The following is a 17,259-nucleotide window of genomic DNA, read 5'->3' as shown; positions in this document are numbered from 1 at the left end:
ATCATATTAAAGGTTAAATTAGCATTGCAATAATAAATAACCCCCGTTGCACCTTTGCGCAGCGGGGGCTTTTCTTACTTATCTTCAATCTTTTCGTTGCTCTTGAAAATCAGCCACTTCGAGAAAACGTAGTTGGCAATCACGACGACAACGTTATCCAGGAACTTGGCAATCAATTGTTGAATTGGTGCGCGCATTCCGAGAACACTGAGTGCCAGCCACATGAAGGCCATGTCCATTAGGAGGGTCAACCCCCGGTAGAAGAAGAATTCAATGATTTCGATCCAAAAGGCCTTCCAGGTGGTGTAGTGCGAACCAAATACCCACACCTTGTTGGTGAAGAAGGCCGCCAGTACGGACAAGAACCAGGCGATGACGGTCGCCACTTCGTAGTTCCAGTGGAGCCCGGTACTCAGCCATTGGTAGGAGGCAATGTTGATGATCGTGGTCACGACACCCCAGAAAAGGTAGGCGATGACCTGCTTATACTTATTCCAAAGTTGCTTGATCATGCGGCACCTCTATTGGGCTTTCTTGACGAGGTCGGCTACGAATTGGTCGAGCGTCTTGATGTTGTCTTCGTCCGGTGCCAGATTAATGTGGACGTTCTCGGCACCCTTGGTTGCGCCAGCTTCATCAAAGGCCTTGCCAAATTCGTCAACCGCGACACAAAAGTCGTCTGCGTAGGCGGTGTCACCAGAGCCGGCAACTCCGTAGACCTTGCCGGACAGGTCGGCTTCCTTTAAATCATCGTAGAAGTCGAGTCCTTCATCTGGGAGAGCACCTTCGTCGTAGGTGTAGGGACAGATCACGCAGATGTCTGCGTTCTCAAAGTCGGCAACGTCGGCCATTGTCATTTCATTTTCGTCGACCTCGACCCCTTGGGCTTCCAAAGCGTCCGTTACAATGTCAGCGACGTCTTCGTTATTTCCAGTAATGGTTGCGTAAACAACAACTGCTTTCATGTGTATTTCCTCCGTAAATAAAGTTCACAGGCTAGTATATCATAGATCCGGTTAGTGCTATACTAGACATTAGTGAATTTTATAGAAGGAGCAATGTTCAATGATTAGTCTAAAATCACCACGGGAAATCCGCGCGATGGAAGTGGCTGGGGCCGCATTATCCGGCATGCATATCGGTTTGCAAAAAATTGTTCGCCCCGGCATCTCTTCATGGGTGATTGAAGAATTCGCCCGTAAATACTTTAAGGCCGCTGGTGCCAAGGCCGAACAAATCGGATTTGAAGGCTACAAGTATGCCACTTGTGTCAGTGTCAATGACGAAATCTGCCACGGCTTCCCACGGAAAAAGCTGATCCTCAAGGAAGGCGACCTGGTCAAGATCGATACTGTTGTCAGTGTTGACGGGGCCTTTTCTGACTCTTGCTGGTCCTACGCAGTTGGCGAGGTTAAGCCAGAAATCAAGAAGCTGATGGATGTTACCAAGAAGTCCCTCTACATGGGGATTGACCAATGTGTGCCGGGCAACCGGATCGGTGACATTGGCGCGGTCATCCAGCACTATACCGAAGACGAAAATGGCTATGGTGATGTCCGTGAATTTGTCGGTCATGGAATTCAACCAACGATGCACGAAGACCCAATGGTGCCACACTATGGTGAACACGGGAAGGGGACTCGTCTGCGCAAGGGGATGACGATCACCGTCGAACCGATGATTAACACAGGGACCTGGGAAGCCGACACTAGCGATCCTGATGGCTGGCTCGCCAAGACGATGGATGGTGGCTGGTCCTGCCAGTACGAACACACGCTGGTGATCACCGATGATGGTCCCAAGATTCTGACGTCCCAGGATCCGGAAGCGGATGCCAAGTACCTTTACGATGACGAATACGCTAAGTACCTCGACCACTATTCTGAAATCGCTCTGAAAGTTGCTAAGGAATTTGAATAATTGATGAGATCTCACCTGTTAGGGTGGGATTTTTTAATAATTTTTCCGATAAATATCGTCTATTAATAATGACAGCGAAAAGATCTAAAATGCGTGAGGATTAGTTACAAAATTTTCACGTACATGAAGCTGTACATAAAAATAAGGAGATGATAAAATTGATGTACGCAATAGAGTACATAGGAGGGTCAGAAATGGATGAAATTGTAACCCCAACTGAAGCACGGAAAAACTTATTCCAGATTATTAAGGGAATTAATCGTGATAAAAAGCCAGTAGTTATCAAACCAACTAAAGCAGGAGAAAAGGGTGCGGTTATGATCAGTCAAGATGATTGGGACGCAATCCAAGAGACGCTTTACTTAGTTAATCAGGGAGTTGATAAGCAAATTCGCGATCGAGCTAATGATGCGGAAGAAGATTTCGATAAAGTTTGGAATGAATTGTAGTGTATAGTATTAAATTGAAAAAGGGTGCTAAGAAAGATCTTAAAAAGATTAAGGGAACCTATCTTGAACAAAGCTTACTTGACGTGATTGCTCAGTTGAGACAGGATCCTTATGCACCCAACCAAAGTTTTGAAAAATTGGTTCCTCCCGTAAAAGGATACTACTCTAGAAGAATTAATGTTCAGCATCGGGTTGTTTACAAAATTGATGATTCGAACAATACAGTTGTCATATATTCTGCTTGGAGTCATTACCAATGATTATCTAATTTCAATCAAATTCACAAAAAAGATGCGTCCATGCTAAAATAGACGCATCTTTTTTAATTTTGGGAGAAATGGATCCTTGCTGCACAGGTAAGAATTTTATAGTGGAGAATTTTCATGCAAACAAAGAAGTCATCACCAATCATTTTTAATCTCGCAATGGGACTGCTGGTTCTCAACCTCTGGCTTTGGAACGCCCAGCTGCCATTTGCCAACTATGCGCTGAACAACCACAAGATCATGCTGATCCAAGTGGTGCACGTTCTTTTGAACGTTGCGACTAGCTTCGTCTTCTTAAAACTTGGTCAGCAGTTCCTGCACGAACGGCCACGGCGGCTCAATCTTGTGAATACGTGGCTGGAAGTCATTGGGTTGGGACTTGCTGAAACGTTGATTTATCTACTTTGGAAGGCCCAATTCCAGTTCACGACCTTATTCAACGCCTTCTTCCCGTTGACCCGTAATGTTGTGCCAATGGTGATGGCGATCATCTTGGGACGGTATTTCATTCCGTACCTTGCTAATTTACCCAGTGGCACTCGTCACCGAATTGGTGGAGGCCTGCTCTTGGCATTAGGTGCCAGCTTCATTTTCAATAGCGATTTGTGGGGCTTCGGGACCACTTATAGCTTATTATTGACATTAGTCATCTTGACGCTTGGGGCGACCCTCAGCGATCTGGATGGTACCGCCCTTGTCAAACATCCCAAATTCATTTTAGGGGGGGTTCTCCTTCTTAACCTGGTCTTGGCAGGTGTGATGCCGAAAATTTCCATGACCTACCACAATGATTTTTCGACGGTCGCCCGGTTCGCCAGTCCTGCCAATGTCCTCACGATCCTGGTAGCGTTAGGGATTGTGCTGCTCTTTGCCCAAGTAGAGTTGCATCTACACTTTAATGCCGTTTTCTTAACGCTTCTCTTGGCTAGCTACCCAATTCTCCAAGACCAATTTATTGCTAGTGTTAACGGTCACCTCCACCGGGGCCTTTATAAGTACCCGTTCATGGTCGTGGCGGCTGCCTTATTACTGGTGGTTGCCAAGGGTTGTGCCATTGTCATGCATAAATTCACCCAGACTGCTTGGTACCAACGCTACGCCCAACGGCTCGTCGTGATTGAGGAACCACATGGCCTTCACCAGCTGTGGACTGAATTTTGGCGTGCCCATCATCAGGATTGTTGGGCCTTCCTCTTCACATATGGGCTTTCACTAGTATCCTTCTTCGCGATGGACGATGGCTTGACGATCACGCCGAATATGCAGTCATATAACACGCTGATTTACATTTTCTGCAATAAACAATCCATCATCCTGCTCACGACCGTCTTCATTTGGCTAATGTTTAAATTTTTCCAGGCTTTGACCAACCGGTTCTGGTGGGGCATTGGTATTACCACGATTGTGAACGTTGTTTGGATCGTCGCAAACCGGATCAAGATTGGGGCGCGGAACGAACCAATTATGCCGTCCGAAATGGTGATGTACCAAGCCTACGGGAGCTTACTCAAGATGGTGAGCCCGTGGCTGTTGGGCGGAGCGGTCGTGCTGATCATCCTGGCCTGTCTCCTGATCTGGCATTGGAATCGTAAGTACCCCACTGCTAAGCTTTCGGTCCCGCGGCGGATTACTTACCTCGCGATCGCTGTCCTCGCCTTTGGGAGTTCAGCCTTTTGGAATCACGAAAATTCACCAATCCAGGCCTTTATGGAAGGAATGGGTGATGAATCTTATCCATACAACCAGTTAAGTGGGGCACGGGTCAACGGACCACTGATCCAGTTTATGGATAACTTGGACGTGACGGTCATGGATAAACCCGCTGGTTACTCCAAAGCTACCATGGCTAAGATTGCCAAGAAGTACCAATTGACGGCCAAACAGATTAATAAAACTCGTCACAACCAGCTGAACAAGCAAACGATTATCCTTAACCTGAGTGAAAGTTATTCCAACCCGACCCGGGTACCAGGAGTAACTCTAAAAAATAACCCAATGCCGTTTGTCCAATCCATGGAGAAAAAGTCGACGAGTGGGGTGATGATCTCCTCCGGTTATGGTGGTGGGACCGCCAACATGGAATACATGTCCCTGACCGGGCTCGCTTTAGCCAACTTTGCGCCAACCCTGGTGACTCCGTACACCCAGCTAGTGACCTTCCAAACTAAACCGTGGTCGATTAACCAATTATTTAAGCAATCGACGGTCATCCACCCGTACGTGGGGACCTTCTATAGTCGGGAAACGGTCTACAAAAAATTTGGCTTTGATAAGTTCATGCACCTCGGTAGTAAGTACAAGATCAAGCACCAAAAGAAAATTGACCGCAGCCCGTACTTGTCCGACTACACCTCCTATGCCAACGTTCTGGACCAGCTGAAGAGTTATCAGAAGCCCCAATTTATCAGCCTGGTGACGATGCAAAACCACTTCCCATACACGGAACACTACTATAACGGCTCTGCGAAGTACCAGGCGAAAATCAAGGGCGCTTCGACCAATCCGGACACGGTTGCTCAGTACGCGACGGGCTTGCACTACACTGATTTAGCAATGAAGCAGTTCATTCGCCAAATCAATCAGTCCAAACAACCGATCACGCTGGTCTTTTATGGTGACCACCTCCCGGGGATCTATGAAAACGATATGAGTAAGGATGGCCTGAAACTCCACGAAACGGATTACTTTATCTACTCTAACCCAGCCGCGCGTCGGCAAGGGGCGAAGAAGTCCATCGGCCACAGCAGTGTTGTCGCGCCAAACGACTTCATCGCGATGATGGCTGAACAGACAAATTCCAAAGTGACCCCGTACTTAGCACTTTTGACCAAGGTCTACCAGGACTTACCGGCGGTCTCATTGAAGACCAATAATACGAGTGCCAATAGCTATCACTCCTCACCACAATTTGTGAATGCCAAGGGCAAAATTGTCTCCAGCAAGCACTTCACAAAGGCCCAGAAGCAATTGTGGCATGACTATCAATTAGTTCAGTATGATATGACGTCAGGTCATAACTATCTCAAGAAGCAACTCTTTTTCAATTTCACAAAGTAAGTAGAATTCACAAAAAAGATGCGTCCATGCTAAAATAGACGCATCTTAATTTTTGGGGAAGGCGCATGATGACGAAGCAACCTGGAAAATTTAAACAATTCATGACGGTTTTTTGGAACCATTATCAAATGGCCCGGGTTACTTCTTCGGCCGCCGAATTAGCCTACTATACGCTGTTGTCGATTTTTCCGGCGATCCTGATTGTCGGCAACCTCTTGCCGATGGTCGGTTTGGACGCCAGGACGGTCCTCAGCTATTTACAAACGGCCATGCCATCGTCCGTCTTTTCCTTTATCAAACCAATCATCTACGATTTTCTGGCCCACGGCAGTGGGGGAATGCTGACGACCGGGGCGATCATCGCCCTCTGGTCGACGAGTAATGGGATTGCGGCCTTCCAGCGCAGTGTCAATCACGCCTACGGGGTTGCGGAAAACCAAAACCCGATTATGAACCGGACGGTGTCCTTCATCTGGATGTTAGTCGTGATGTTCTTCCTGTTCCTGTTGGCTTTGACCTACGGGATTGGTGAACAGCTGCTTCAGCGGCTCCAACCAATTTTTCACTATAATGTGTCCTATATTCGGACCTTCGCCCAATTGAAGTGGCCGGTGACCTTTTTTAGCCTCTTTGTGGCCCTGACCCTACTGTACTACTTTGTCCCTAACGCCCGGGTGAAGCTGCGGTACGTCGTGGTTGGGGCAGTGGTGGTGGCACTACTCTGGATGGGCCTTTCGCGGGTCTTTTCCATGTATGCCCAACTCCTCAACCGCCGGGTCAACTCTTACAAAACGATTGGAGCCTTCATTGCGATGATGATCTGGCTCGACTTTTCTGGGATCCTCGTCATGTTTGGCGCTACCATCAACGCCACCTTGCAGGAAGCCCACGAGGGCGAAATTATCGAACGCCGGCACCTAATCCAGTGGATCCGGGACCGCCGTAATCATCAGGCATAAGAAAAGAGCCGGGTTCAAATTGAACCCGGCTCAATTGTAGGGAGGTTATGAGGTTACTTTGTAGCGAAGATCACTTCGTCAGTGGTCGTGACGTACTTGGCAGAAGCTGGGATGACGTACAAGAGGTCGTCATCTTTTTGGATCAGTTGACTAGCTGTAATTTTTTGCATGGCGGCGCGGATGGCGGCTTCATCCAGATTTTCACTCGCGTAGTTCAACTTCAGGGTGTGGGCTTTACCTAAGCTCCCTTTGAATGATAAGTTTAAAGTCTTCATAGATTAGTTCCTCCTAGTTGTTAGCGATCAATGCGGCGTTGACAAGGGTGATGGACACAACGGTTTCACCAGTTAAGGCGACGATGCCGTCGACAAAGGTCTTGATTTGTTCATCATCTGGTTGGGCACAGACGTTATTGAACGTCCGGATCATACCATCTGGATGGGTAGCACTCGTGACCTTGACTTGCAACTTGTTGGACTTAAATTGATGTTCCATGATTAAAACTCCTCGAAATGAATTAGTTTGGTAAGGGTGATCACAACTTACATTTACTAATAACGAATCGGGAGCCGAAAAGTACACGGAGAAAATAAAAAAATGAAAACCATCACGAAAATTGAAGCACAAAAGAAAAAGGGGCGCTACAACGTCTACCTGGATGGTCAGTACGCCTTCCCGGTGGCGGAGAGTGTCCTGATTAAGTATCGGTTGATGAAGGGCATGGAATTGGCTGACCAGCAGGTCGCCCAGATTACCACGGATGACGAGATCGCCAAGGCTTACGGGCGGATGCTCGATTACTTGTCGCACCAATTGCGGACGGAAAAAGAGGTTGTTCAGAAATTGCAAGACCTCGATACGCCTCCAGAGTTCATCGACCCCGTCCTCCAGAAATTACGGGGTGAGCGGCTACTCGACGACCACTACTATGCGGCCAGTTATGTCCGGACCGTGATGAATACGGAGCTCAAGGGTCCCCGCGTGATTCGCCAAAAGCTCCGTCAAAAGGGGATCGGGGAATTGGATATTGATGATGCCTTAGGACAATTTACGGATGAGTGGCAACTTGAGAACGCCACGAAACTGGCCCAGAAACTTTACAAACGCTACCGATCGCAACCAACCCGTCGTCAGGAGGAAAAAGTTCGCCAGGGCTTAATGACCAATGGCTACGCCACCGAGATTTTTAATGCCATCAAAGACGAGGTCGAGCCGCCAGTGGATACCGATCGCCAAATCGAATTGCTCGACCGGGAAGCGACCAAGCTTCAGCGTAAGTACCAGCGTTACCAGGGCTATGAGTGCCAAATGAAGATCAAGCAAGCCCTGTACCGCAAGGGTTTCAACCTCGATGATATCGACCAGTGGTTCGCCCAATTCCGATAAATTACTTTGTTTTTGGCAGCGAACGGACTATAACTAGGTTAAATGTGTGTTACGCACATTATATTGTCTTGTAACCAGACTGTAATAAGCTGGTGTTATGATATGTCAGTATTAAAGAAAAGCATAAGATTCTGAAACACGTAAAGGAGTATTATTCACTAATAATGAAGAGTCAAGGTAAGAAAAATACATCGATTAAGGTGATTTTACCAGTCATCTTTACATTTAGCGCTTCCCTCTTGATGTTCCATGGAAAGGCAAACGCGGATACCGTTACTTCTACCACCACTCAAAGTACGGTCCAAACGACCGGGACGACGGGGGCTAACGGTACCACCGGCACCAATAATAACAATAATACTAATGATGACACTCAAAATTCGTCATCCCAAACGAGTACACTAACGATTTCCAACTCCGCCATTTCGACTGAAGCGGTGGAAAGCCTGGATAGTTCCAAGGTTGCTCAATACACGAACACGGATCCGAACCAAGGGGCTGTGGATTTGAACCAATCAGCGGTTGATAGTGCGAACAGCAAAGCGGATACTAACAATACGGCTACCGCCACGACGAACACTTACACCACCTCTGCTAGTGCTTCGAACGCTTCTGGGGGGAGTTCATCGGCCACTGCCGGTTTAAACACCAGTGGGTTAACCCAATCACAAATCAATTTTCTGACCAGTATCTATGATGGTGCCATCAACGGTTGGAAAGAGTATGGGGTCTTACCATCATTGACGGCGGCCCAAGCTATTTTAGAAAGTGGCTGGGGTCAATCCACTTTGAGTACCCAGGGTCACAACCTCTTTGGGATCAAGGGAAGCTACAACGGTCAATCCATCTACATGCAGACTCGGGAAGTTTACGGTGGCCAGAGCGTTTACGTTACTGCTGCCTTCCGGAAGTACGATAATAACTCCGAAAGTGTCGAAGACCACGGTCGGTTCTTAGCCGAAAACAGTCGTTACGCCAACCTGCTTTGGCAAACCGACTACCAAACCGTCACTCGGTTGATCCGGCAAGACGGTTACGCCACGGACCCAAGCTACACGACCAGTTTAAACTCGATCATTCAACGGTATAACCTGACGGCCTGGGACAAGACCGCGATTGAAGGAGTTACCAACACCGGGAACCTGGAAGACGTATCCGTTCAAGGTAACTCACTTCACATCTCTGGTTGGCACGCTTCCAATAATTATGACTCATCAATGAAGCACTACATCATCATCATCGATGCGAATACTAAGCAAGAATTGTACCGGACTGAAGTCGCCGGCTCTTACCGTCAGGACGTTACTGATGCTTACCCAGACCTGGCCATTTCTGGTTGGGGTGGCTTTGATATCACGATTCCATATACCAGCAACTTAGCTGGCCGGACCATCCAAGTGGTTTCACGGTACACCTCCGACACCAGTGGTGAACCAACGACGGGGAAGGATATCTACTACAACCCAATTACTTTAAATGCCAATGCTGGAAGCCTTGACAACTACACCGTTAACACCAGCAACAACACCATTACCGTTTCTGGTTGGCATGCGGCGGATGCTTCCATTAACGAACCATACCACTTCATCATCGTGTACGATGCCACCAAGGGTCAAGAATTAGGCCGTTACCGGGTTGATAACACTTCCCGGGTTGACGTGGCGAATGCCTACAATATTTATGGCGCCGCTAACTCTGGCTTTAGTCTGAGCATCAATATGGCGAACTGGCCAGTTAATGACGAAATACAAATCATTTCCCGGTACAGTAACCAAACCAATGGTGAGGGGACTTACACCGACTACTGGTTTGCACCAAAGTCATTTAGCGACAACAACGGTAGCTTAGATACCTTTGAAATTACTAATAACAAGCTTCACATTTCCGGTTGGCAAGCAACTAACGCCAGTGTCAGTGAAAAGTACCACTTCATTATCATTTATGACAAGACGAAGGGGAAGGAAATTAAGCGGATCTTGGTTCCAAGTGTTAAGCGGAGTGATGTTGCAGCCGCTTATCCAAGCATCGCCAACGCCAGTCAATCTGGCTTTGACATCACAACCGATTTTGATCCAGCATACGCAGGTGATGAAATTCAAATCATCTCTCGCTACAGTGATTCCAGCAACGGTGAAGGTAATAAGACCGATATGTGGTATTCCAACACCAAATCATTTAGCGAAAATACTGGGAACTTGGATAACTTTAGTTTGAGTGGCAACACCTTAACGGTCAGTGGCTGGCATGCGGCTGACCAAAGTGCCGGTAAGGCCTATCACTTCTTGATCCTGTATGATGCTACAACTGGTAAGGAAATTTCCCGGAAGGTGGTTGTGTCAACTGATCGGGCAGATGTTGCCAAGGCTTACCCAAGCGTTTATGGTTCCGATAAATCTGGTTTTGACACTACCTTTACGGTACCAACCGAGTACCTGGGTCATAAGCTGCAAATAATTTCCCGTTACAGCGACCAACCAACCGGGGAAGGTAATTACATTGACTACTGGTTTGATCCAGTGAAATTTGATTAGAGAATTAACGGTCAGAAATGACCGTTTTTTTGTTAGAACTCCCTTACGATTTGGTTAAACCTCTTTTCGGATGGCCAGGTAGCTGGTAAAATATATAAGATATCTATTAAATAGAGCGAGAGAAGATTATGAATCAAGAAATACACATTAATGAGGAGCAGCTGAACCACCAGTATGGTTACCGGATTATTAAGCGGCTCTTCGGCATTGTGGCTTCTTCCATTGCCTTAGTGATCATTAGCCCGCTACTCTTGCTAATCGCGATTTGCATTAAAATTGATGATCCCCATGGACCAGTCTTTTATAATCAGCAGCGGGTTGGTAAGGACGGCAAAATCTTTAAGATTTACAAATTTCGTTCGATGGTCTCCAATGCCGATGAATTATTGGAAAAGCTACGTGAAAAAAATGAAATTAATGGGGCCATGTTCAAGATGAAGGATGACCCGCGAATCACGCGGGTGGGGCGAGTAATTCGGAAGTACAGTCTCGATGAGCTTCCCCAATTGCTGAATGTCATTAAGGGTGACATGAGTATTGTAGGGCCACGGCCACCACTGCCAAGTGAGGTGGCTGAATACACGGCTTATGACAAGCAACGCTTGATGGTTACTCCAGGGGCTACTGGACTTTGGCAGGTAACTGGTCGGAACGATGTTGATTTTGACACGATGGTTCAATTAGACTTGGATTACATTCAGCACCGTTCGATCTGGCTCGATTTAAAAATTATGTGTAAAACGGTCGTAATTATGATTAAACCGAACGGTGCATACTAGAGGAGAATTATGAAGGTTAAAGTATTAGTTGCAGCACATAAGAATTACCAAATGCCGACGGATAAGCTTTATCTGCCGGTTTTTGTTGGTAAGGAACTCCATCCTGACGTAAACCAGACCTTTCAGGGCGATAATACAGGAGACAATATTTCAGAAAAAAACCCGACCTATAACGAACTAACGGCAATTTACTGGGGGTGGAAGAACCTTTCTGATTTAGATGCGATGGGGTTAGTGCACTACCGGCGCTACCTGAGTTTAAATCATCACAAGAATTTGAATGATGTCTTAAGTACTGAGCAGGTAAACCAGTTATTGCAAAGCAATGACATTATCTTGCCTCCTAAGCGCCGTTACTATATTGAAAGTAACGAATCTCACTACCTCCATGCTCATCACCATGAACCATTTGAAGTGATGGAACGGGTGATCAAGGACGATTATCCTGAATACTATCCTTCTTTCAAAAAGGTTATGAAGCGGACCTGGGCCCACATGTTTAACATGTTCATTATGAAACGGCAACCACTGGACGAATACTGTACTTGGATGTTTGATGTTTTAGCGAAGGTGGAAGCTCAAACTGATATTTCTGATTATTCTGTGTATGAACAACGGGTCTATGGTTTCCTGAGTGAATTACTGCTCGATGTGTGGTTAGATCAACATCCTGAATACCAAACAGTAGAAGTTAAGTATGTGTTCATGGAACATACAAATTGGCTGGTCAAGGGCGGTAACTTTATTAAGCGGAAAATTACGGGGCATGCATAGATACTAAATAGGAGAGAGATTTTGGCTAAATTGAAAATAGCAAAATTTGATAATGCTCGAATTGATGGCGAAAAAATATATTTTTTCGCACTCACTGTTACCTTAATAGTATCATTCATTATTAACACGTCATTTATGCCATTTTTTGAAGTAAAACACTTAAACTGGTTTAATTATCTAATGGTTGGTATTTTGCTTCTTAAGATATACATATTTGATGAATATTCATTTAAAGGATACATTGGCGTTACATTAATTTTGCTACTAGGTGCAATTTCATGGAGAAAAACAGGCAATAATTCTTTAATGGTTTTGATGACCTTTATGGTTGGAGCAAAACAAATTGATTTCCACAAAATTATTGAAAGATATTATCAAACTAATTTGATAATGTTGCTTTTAGTCATGATATATTCATTATCAGGAATTATTCAAAACTTTGTTTTTTTACGTGATGATATCTATCGATATAGCTTAGGAATTGACTATCCTACGGATCTTGCCTCATATGTTTTCTTTTTGGTCTTAGCCTATTGTTATTTAAATTATCAGAAACTTAATTATAAATTTTATTTAGTAACGATTGGTTTAAGTATGATGGTGTACTTTATAACTAATTCTCGATTAGATACTATTTTAATTATGTTAGTTATTCCTTTAATGTATATAGCTAGAAAGGCACAGTTTTACCAAAAGCAAAATAAGCTTATTGATTATTCAGTGGATCATTTTTGGGCACTCAGTATTATTTTGCCTTATGTTTACATACTGTTAACGAGTTACTTTAGTCCACACAATGCATTATTAAAAAAGTTGAATGAAGTTTTGTCAGGTAGGCTTAATTATGGACACATTGCCCTATCTAGGTATAATTATTCGCTATTTGGTCAAAAAATTATTGAACATGGATGGGGAGGATTAAAAGGATTCCATTTATCTAGAAACAATGTGGCAGCTTACTTTTATATTGATTCATCATATATTCGTCTAATAGTAATTTATGGTATTATTATTGGGCTTGTGTTGATGATAGTAATGATTATTATCTCGATTCGTGAGACAATCAAAAAGCAATATGCTTTACCAACGATCATTTTGCTAGTGATGATTAGTAGCATGATTGATCAACATTTGTTAGAGATTACTTACAACATTTTTATTTTGGCATTATTTGCTAATACAGGAGAGTCGAAGAATGCAAAAAAATTATTCAATAAATGAGTTCAAAAAGATTATTACCAAAAATGTCCTTATCATTATCATTTTAATGATAGTTGGTATATTGGTAGCCGGTTTTTATGCTAAGAAAAAGCAGTTTACCACTTACACGGCTAAGAGTAGTGTTATGGTTGGCCAAAACTTAAAATCTACAGATTATAAAAATTCTGCTGTTCAAGCTGAATTGGGAATGATGAAGTCATATGAAGAAGTTTTAGAAAGCAACAAAACGATGACTTTAGCACGACAGACTCTTTCTAAACATGATCGTAAGGATATCAGTGCTAAAGATTTGGGCTCCGCTGTTTCTGTACATACTCATCCAGGCTCGTTAGTTTTGTCTATTTCTGCTACATCCTCCAGTAAAGTAAAATCCGTTAAAATGGCTAATGCCGTTGCCAAAGTTGCCCAACAAAGGGTTTCAACATACAGCCCAGTGGCGTCTAAGGTTCAAGTTGTTTCTATGGCAAGTAAAAATGACATTGATAGCACCACCAAACCGTCTGTTAAGAAATATGCAGTCCTTGGTGCAGCGCTGGGATTGTTAGTCGGAATGGTCGTCTCATTCAGCTTGACGAATTGGAAAGGGAAAAATTAACGTAATTAAAATGGTAAAGGAAAAGCAAGTTGTCATTCTGATGTCTACTTATAATGGTGAGCGTTATTTAAAAGAACAAATTGAATCAATTCGTAATCAGAATTATCCAGATTGGCAATTATATATTAGGGATGATGGTTCACAGGACCGAACTCAGGATATTATTCGTAACTACACAAAACAAGATGCACGGATTCATTTTTTTAATGAGAGTCATGTCCATAATGTGGGAGTAGTTAATTCGTTTATGGATCTTTTTGAACACACTTCCGCAGACTACTATATGTTTTCTGATCAAGACGATTATTGGCTACCAAATAAAGTCGGTGCTACGTTGCAACTGATGCAACAGAGTGAAGAGCAAGGGGCACCGGTTTGCGTCCATACCGATCTAAAAATCGTCGATGCTGATCTTAACGGCGATGAGTTAATGAATGGTGATGATGTTTGGCACCAATTTACCCATTTGATGTTTGGTAACTGCATTACTGGATGTACGATGATGGTTAATTCTGCTCTAAAAGATTACGTTGAATTTGATCGATTAGATATTAATCGTATCTACATGCATGATTGGTGGTTAGCATTAATTGCGGCGGCTTTTGGCAAGGTTGAATATCTCAACCAACCAACAATTTTGTACCGTCAACATGGGGATAATGTTGTTGGTAGCAAGCAAAAAAATACGATTCCCTATTTAATTCATCGTTTATTTAACCAAAAGATGGACGAAGATAATATGATGCATGTTTTCATGGTTAGCAACGAATTTAAAAAGATGTATGTTGATCGGTTAACTGGTAAGGATAAAAGGTACATTGAAGTGTATGGTGATGTTATTAACCATAGCTCTGTGCTTTCTAATATTGCTACGTTTATTAAATATCCACCGCTGCGAAATCATCTAAAAGGCAAAATTTTCTTTGCTTATTTAATGGTTCAAGACGCTCAAAAAATTAAAAATCTAGCAAACTAAACAAATAACGGATTTATCCTGTTCTTGGATAAATCCGTTATTTATTTAAGATTGTGTTTAATGCATTAATGAAATAATGGCCATAATTATCAATAGAAAATTTCTTACTGCTATTTATGATGGTGGATTGTAACGGCATCTTTTCAGGATGATCGATCACCGATTGCAACTGTTCAGCAAGTTGCTGGATATTTCCTGGATGATATAAAGCTCCATTAGAACTATTAATAATATCGGCAGGTCCAGTTGCCACATTGGAGCTAATACCATAGATACCATGAGAGATTGCTTCACAAAGCACCATTGGGAGGCCTTCGTATTTTGATGTTAATACTAAAGCCGATGCAGAAGGAATCTTTGACCATGGATTAGCAACAAAGCCTTCCCAATTGATCTGATCATTAATATTTAATGTTTTAGCTAGATCTTTAACATTAGTAGCTTTTGAATCATCTCCATAAACATCTAGTTCCCATTTACCGTGTAGTAAAGCAAGTGCATGCATAAGTTCCTGAACATTTTTTTGCTTATTCAAATCAACTCGCCCTAAATAAATGAAATGGGTTACATTGTCAGGACGCTTGATTGGTTGATAGTCACTTGTAACTGGATTATAGATTAAAAAGATTTTGTCTTGCTGAATGCCTCGCGCCACTAATTGATTACGGATTCCACTACTAATTGCCAAAAAATAGTCAGCAGACTTTAAGAATAACGATTTAATGGGTTTTTGCTGGAGTGAATAGTGGTACCAGGCAATTACAGGAATATCTAACTTTAGCCTTTGAACTGCTTTTTTACTGAGAAACCACATGATGGGATTAGTTGATATCACAAAATCTGGTTGTTCATTTTTAATAATTTTGTAGATCTTGGATGGTAAAAATAATAGGTAATAAAGCGTTCGTAATTTTCTACTATGACTGATTTCTGATATTTTTGCATTTACTCCGTTTGTCCAACCATACTCATCGCTACCACCGATCGAATAGACAGTGAGATTAATGTTGTTTTGGCCTTGAAGGGATTGAAAAAGATTATGAACAACTGACTCAGTTCCACCTTTGCCAGTCATAAAGGGTACAAACAAAATTCCTTTTTTCATGAAAAACTCCTAAGAGAGACTAAAGTATGCTACAAAATATTGTTAATATCACTTAAATACGATATTATAACAATAATTGACTAAAATAAACATTAATAATTAAAGTATAGGAAGTTAAAAATGAAATATGATTATCTAGTAGTTGGTGCCGGTTTATTTGGTGCCACTTTTGCTTATGAAGCAGCTAAACGTGGAAAACGCGTGAAGGTAATTGAAAAGCGCGATCACATTGCTGGAAATATTTATACCAAAGAAGTTGATGGAATCCAGGTTCACCAATATGGTGCCCATATTTTCCATACTTCTAATAAAAAAGTGTGGGATTACGTTAACCAATTTGCGGACTTTAACCGTTATACAAACTCCCCAGTAGCTAATTACAAGGGTGAGATGTATAACATGCCATTCAACATGAACACCTTTAACAAGATGTGGGGCGTGCGGACGCCTAATGAAGCCATGGCTAAAATCAATGAGCAACGGCAAGAAATGGCTGGTAAAGATCCCCAAAATCTTGAAGAACAAGCCATTTCATTAATTGGTCGCGATATTTACGAAAAGTTAATTAAGGGCTATACCGAAAAGCAGTGGGGCCGGAAAGCAACTGAGTTACCTGCCTTTATTATTCGGCGGCTGCCAGTTCGGTTAACATATGACAACAATTACTTCAATGATGACTATCAAGGGATTCCAATTGGTGGCTATACGCAAATTGTTGAAAAAATGTTAGATAATGACCTCATTGAGGTTGAAACTGGTGTTGATTTCTTTGATAATAAGGAGCAATATTTAAAGGATTATCCGAAAGTTGTCTTTACTGGAATGATTGATCAATTCTTCGATTATCAACTTGGCGAACTTGAATATCGGAGTCTGCGCTTTGAAACCGAAGAGTTGGATGAAGACAATTATCAAGGAAATGCTGTTATCAACTATACGGATGCGGAAACACCATATACGCGGGTAATTGAACACAAGCACTTTGAATTTGGCAAGGGCGACAAAGGTAAGACAGTGATTACCCGTGAATACCCAGCTGACTGGCACCGTAGTGATGAACCATACTATCCGGTTAACAATTCAAAAAACAATGGCTTGTACAAAAAGTATGCCGAATTAGCGCAAAATAATGCTGCCAACGTGATCTTTGGTGGCCGCCTTGGGCAATACCGCTACTACAATATGGATCAAGTAATTGCAGCAGCGTTAAAAACCGTTGAAAAGGAGTTTAACGACTAAAG

The 17,259-nt window shown here is 43.2% G+C and carries 18 protein-coding genes; 13 read left to right on the top strand and 5 right to left on the bottom strand.

All coding sequences use genetic code 11. The annotated features are described in order from the left end of the window. Positions 1 to 74 precede the first annotated feature (74 nt). Together NFR43_RS00325 and NFR43_RS00320 are read right to left on the bottom strand one after the other, a co-directional pair. Entirely contained in the window at positions 75 to 512 is a 438-nt protein-coding gene (locus NFR43_RS00325) for a GtrA family protein (protein ID WP_251545375.1), read from the bottom strand. A 9-nt stretch (positions 513 to 521) separates the two neighbouring features. Continuing rightward, positions 522 to 965 (bottom strand): flavodoxin, encoded by a 444-nt coding sequence (locus NFR43_RS00320; protein ID WP_251545372.1) that lies wholly within the window; start codon positions 963 to 965, stop codon positions 522 to 524. A 100-nt stretch (positions 966 to 1,065) separates the two neighbouring features. Between NFR43_RS00320 and map the strand changes: the two genes are divergently transcribed. The 5 genes from map (at position 1,066) to NFR43_RS00295 (ending at position 6,651) form a co-directional block, all read left to right on the top strand. Beyond that, positions 1,066 to 1,920 (top strand): type I methionyl aminopeptidase, encoded by an 855-nt coding sequence (gene map / locus NFR43_RS00315; RefSeq protein ID WP_251545370.1) that lies wholly within the window; start codon positions 1,066 to 1,068, stop codon positions 1,918 to 1,920. Positions 1,921 to 2,114: 194 nt separating this feature from the next. Further along, positions 2,115 to 2,369: a type II toxin-antitoxin system Phd/YefM family antitoxin gene (locus NFR43_RS00310; protein WP_251545369.1), complete on the top strand. Its 255-nt coding sequence runs from the start codon at positions 2,115 to 2,117 to the stop codon at positions 2,367 to 2,369. Next, positions 2,363 to 2,629 (top strand): Txe/YoeB family addiction module toxin, encoded by a 267-nt coding sequence (locus NFR43_RS00305; protein ID WP_251546159.1) that lies wholly within the window; start codon positions 2,363 to 2,365, stop codon positions 2,627 to 2,629. The genes NFR43_RS00310 and NFR43_RS00305 overlap by 7 nt, the downstream gene beginning before the upstream one ends. 123 nt (positions 2,630 to 2,752) lie before the next feature. Next, positions 2,753 to 5,692 carry an LTA synthase family protein gene (locus NFR43_RS00300; protein WP_251545367.1) on the top strand — a complete coding sequence of 980 codons (2,940 nt, stop codon included), beginning with the start codon at positions 2,753 to 2,755 and terminating at the stop codon, positions 5,690 to 5,692. Between the two features lie 68 nt (positions 5,693 to 5,760). Then, on the top strand, positions 5,761 to 6,651 hold the full coding sequence (locus tag NFR43_RS00295; RefSeq protein WP_251545364.1) for a YihY/virulence factor BrkB family protein: 891 nt from the start codon (positions 5,761 to 5,763) through the stop codon (positions 6,649 to 6,651). Positions 6,652 to 6,704: 53 nt separating this feature from the next. Here NFR43_RS00295 and NFR43_RS00290 read toward each other — a convergent pair whose 3' ends face one another. Then, positions 6,705 to 6,926 carry a DUF2922 domain-containing protein gene (locus NFR43_RS00290; RefSeq protein WP_251545362.1) on the bottom strand — a complete coding sequence of 74 codons (222 nt, stop codon included), beginning with the start codon at positions 6,924 to 6,926 and terminating at the stop codon, positions 6,705 to 6,707. Positions 6,927 to 6,939: 13 nt separating this feature from the next. Then, complete coding sequence (locus NFR43_RS00285) at positions 6,940 to 7,146, bottom strand: DUF1659 domain-containing protein (protein WP_251545361.1); 207 nt, start codon at positions 7,144 to 7,146, stop codon at positions 6,940 to 6,942. 102 nt (positions 7,147 to 7,248) lie between these two features. Here NFR43_RS00285 and recX point away from each other — a divergent pair, with 102 nt between their 5' ends. The 7 genes from recX to NFR43_RS00250 all read left to right on the top strand — a co-directional run bounded on the left by recX (position 7,249) and on the right by NFR43_RS00250 (position 14,913). Beyond that, entirely contained in the window at positions 7,249 to 8,037 is a 789-nt protein-coding gene (recX, locus tag NFR43_RS00280; protein WP_251545359.1) for a recombination regulator RecX, read from the top strand. Between the two features lie 164 nt (positions 8,038 to 8,201). Then, positions 8,202 to 10,568, top strand: coding sequence for a glycoside hydrolase family 73 protein (locus NFR43_RS00275; RefSeq protein WP_251545358.1), 2,367 nt, complete (start codon positions 8,202 to 8,204; stop codon positions 10,566 to 10,568). 128 nt (positions 10,569 to 10,696) lie between these two features. Continuing rightward, positions 10,697 to 11,347 (top strand): sugar transferase, encoded by a 651-nt coding sequence (locus tag NFR43_RS00270; RefSeq protein ID WP_251545357.1) that lies wholly within the window; start codon positions 10,697 to 10,699, stop codon positions 11,345 to 11,347. A gap of 9 nt (positions 11,348 to 11,356) precedes the next feature. After that, entirely contained in the window at positions 11,357 to 12,121 is a 765-nt protein-coding gene (locus NFR43_RS00265; protein WP_251545356.1) for a DUF4422 domain-containing protein, read from the top strand. A 21-nt stretch (positions 12,122 to 12,142) separates the two neighbouring features. Beyond that, positions 12,143 to 13,342 carry a polymerase gene (locus tag NFR43_RS00260; protein ID WP_251545355.1) on the top strand — a complete coding sequence of 400 codons (1,200 nt, stop codon included), beginning with the start codon at positions 12,143 to 12,145 and terminating at the stop codon, positions 13,340 to 13,342. Next, complete coding sequence (locus tag NFR43_RS00255) at positions 13,317 to 13,937, top strand: YveK family protein (RefSeq protein ID WP_251545354.1); 621 nt, start codon at positions 13,317 to 13,319, stop codon at positions 13,935 to 13,937. Before NFR43_RS00260 ends, NFR43_RS00255 begins: the two co-directional genes overlap by 26 nt. Positions 13,938 to 13,947: 10 nt before the next feature. Continuing rightward, positions 13,948 to 14,913, top strand: coding sequence for a glycosyltransferase family 2 protein (locus NFR43_RS00250; protein WP_251545352.1), 966 nt, complete (start codon positions 13,948 to 13,950; stop codon positions 14,911 to 14,913). A 37-nt stretch (positions 14,914 to 14,950) separates the two neighbouring features. Here NFR43_RS00250 and NFR43_RS00245 read toward each other — a convergent pair whose 3' ends face one another. Beyond that, positions 14,951 to 16,018 carry a glycosyltransferase gene (locus tag NFR43_RS00245; RefSeq protein ID WP_251545350.1) on the bottom strand — a complete coding sequence of 356 codons (1,068 nt, stop codon included), beginning with the start codon at positions 16,016 to 16,018 and terminating at the stop codon, positions 14,951 to 14,953. A 120-nt stretch (positions 16,019 to 16,138) separates the two neighbouring features. Between NFR43_RS00245 and glf the strand changes: the two genes are divergently transcribed. Continuing rightward, positions 16,139 to 17,257, top strand: a complete 1,119-nt coding sequence (gene glf / locus NFR43_RS00240; protein ID WP_251545349.1) for a UDP-galactopyranose mutase — start codon at positions 16,139 to 16,141, stop codon at positions 17,255 to 17,257. Positions 17,258 to 17,259: the final 2 nt, after the last annotated feature.

This window comes from Limosilactobacillus caecicola, from assembly GCF_943192935.1.
Classification (GTDB): domain Bacteria; phylum Bacillota; class Bacilli; order Lactobacillales; family Lactobacillaceae; genus Limosilactobacillus; species Limosilactobacillus caecicola.
Note: the sequence above shows the minus strand (reverse complement) of the source record. Positions and strands in the feature narration are given on the sequence as shown.

What these genes read in the sequence shown, in the direction of transcription:
- NFR43_RS00255 (WP_251545354.1), top strand. Translation starts at nt 13,317, where the DNA reads ATGCAAAAAAATTATTCAATAAATGAGTTCAAAAAGATTATTACCAAA.
- NFR43_RS00300 (WP_251545367.1), top strand. Translation starts at nt 2,753, where the DNA reads ATGCAAACAAAGAAGTCATCACCAATCATTTTTAATCTCGCAATGGGA.
- NFR43_RS00325 (WP_251545375.1), bottom strand. Translation starts at nt 512, where the DNA reads ATGATCAAGCAACTTTGGAATAAGTATAAGCAGGTCATCGCCTACCTT.
- NFR43_RS00275 (WP_251545358.1), top strand. Translation starts at nt 8,202, where the DNA reads ATGAAGAGTCAAGGTAAGAAAAATACATCGATTAAGGTGATTTTACCA.
- NFR43_RS00265 (WP_251545356.1), top strand. Translation starts at nt 11,357, where the DNA reads ATGAAGGTTAAAGTATTAGTTGCAGCACATAAGAATTACCAAATGCCG.
- recX (WP_251545359.1), top strand. Translation starts at nt 7,249, where the DNA reads ATGAAAACCATCACGAAAATTGAAGCACAAAAGAAAAAGGGGCGCTAC.
- NFR43_RS00250 (WP_251545352.1), top strand. Translation starts at nt 13,948, where the DNA reads ATGGTAAAGGAAAAGCAAGTTGTCATTCTGATGTCTACTTATAATGGT.
- NFR43_RS00310 (WP_251545369.1), top strand. Translation starts at nt 2,115, where the DNA reads ATGGATGAAATTGTAACCCCAACTGAAGCACGGAAAAACTTATTCCAG.
- map (WP_251545370.1), top strand. Translation starts at nt 1,066, where the DNA reads ATGATTAGTCTAAAATCACCACGGGAAATCCGCGCGATGGAAGTGGCT.
- NFR43_RS00295 (WP_251545364.1), top strand. Translation starts at nt 5,761, where the DNA reads ATGACGAAGCAACCTGGAAAATTTAAACAATTCATGACGGTTTTTTGG.
- NFR43_RS00320 (WP_251545372.1), bottom strand. Translation starts at nt 965, where the DNA reads ATGAAAGCAGTTGTTGTTTACGCAACCATTACTGGAAATAACGAAGAC.
- NFR43_RS00290 (WP_251545362.1), bottom strand. Translation starts at nt 6,926, where the DNA reads ATGAAGACTTTAAACTTATCATTCAAAGGGAGCTTAGGTAAAGCCCAC.
- NFR43_RS00270 (WP_251545357.1), top strand. Translation starts at nt 10,697, where the DNA reads ATGAATCAAGAAATACACATTAATGAGGAGCAGCTGAACCACCAGTAT.
- NFR43_RS00285 (WP_251545361.1), bottom strand. Translation starts at nt 7,146, where the DNA reads ATGGAACATCAATTTAAGTCCAACAAGTTGCAAGTCAAGGTCACGAGT.
- glf (WP_251545349.1), top strand. Translation starts at nt 16,139, where the DNA reads ATGAAATATGATTATCTAGTAGTTGGTGCCGGTTTATTTGGTGCCACT.
- NFR43_RS00245 (WP_251545350.1), bottom strand. Translation starts at nt 16,018, where the DNA reads ATGAAAAAAGGAATTTTGTTTGTACCCTTTATGACTGGCAAAGGTGGA.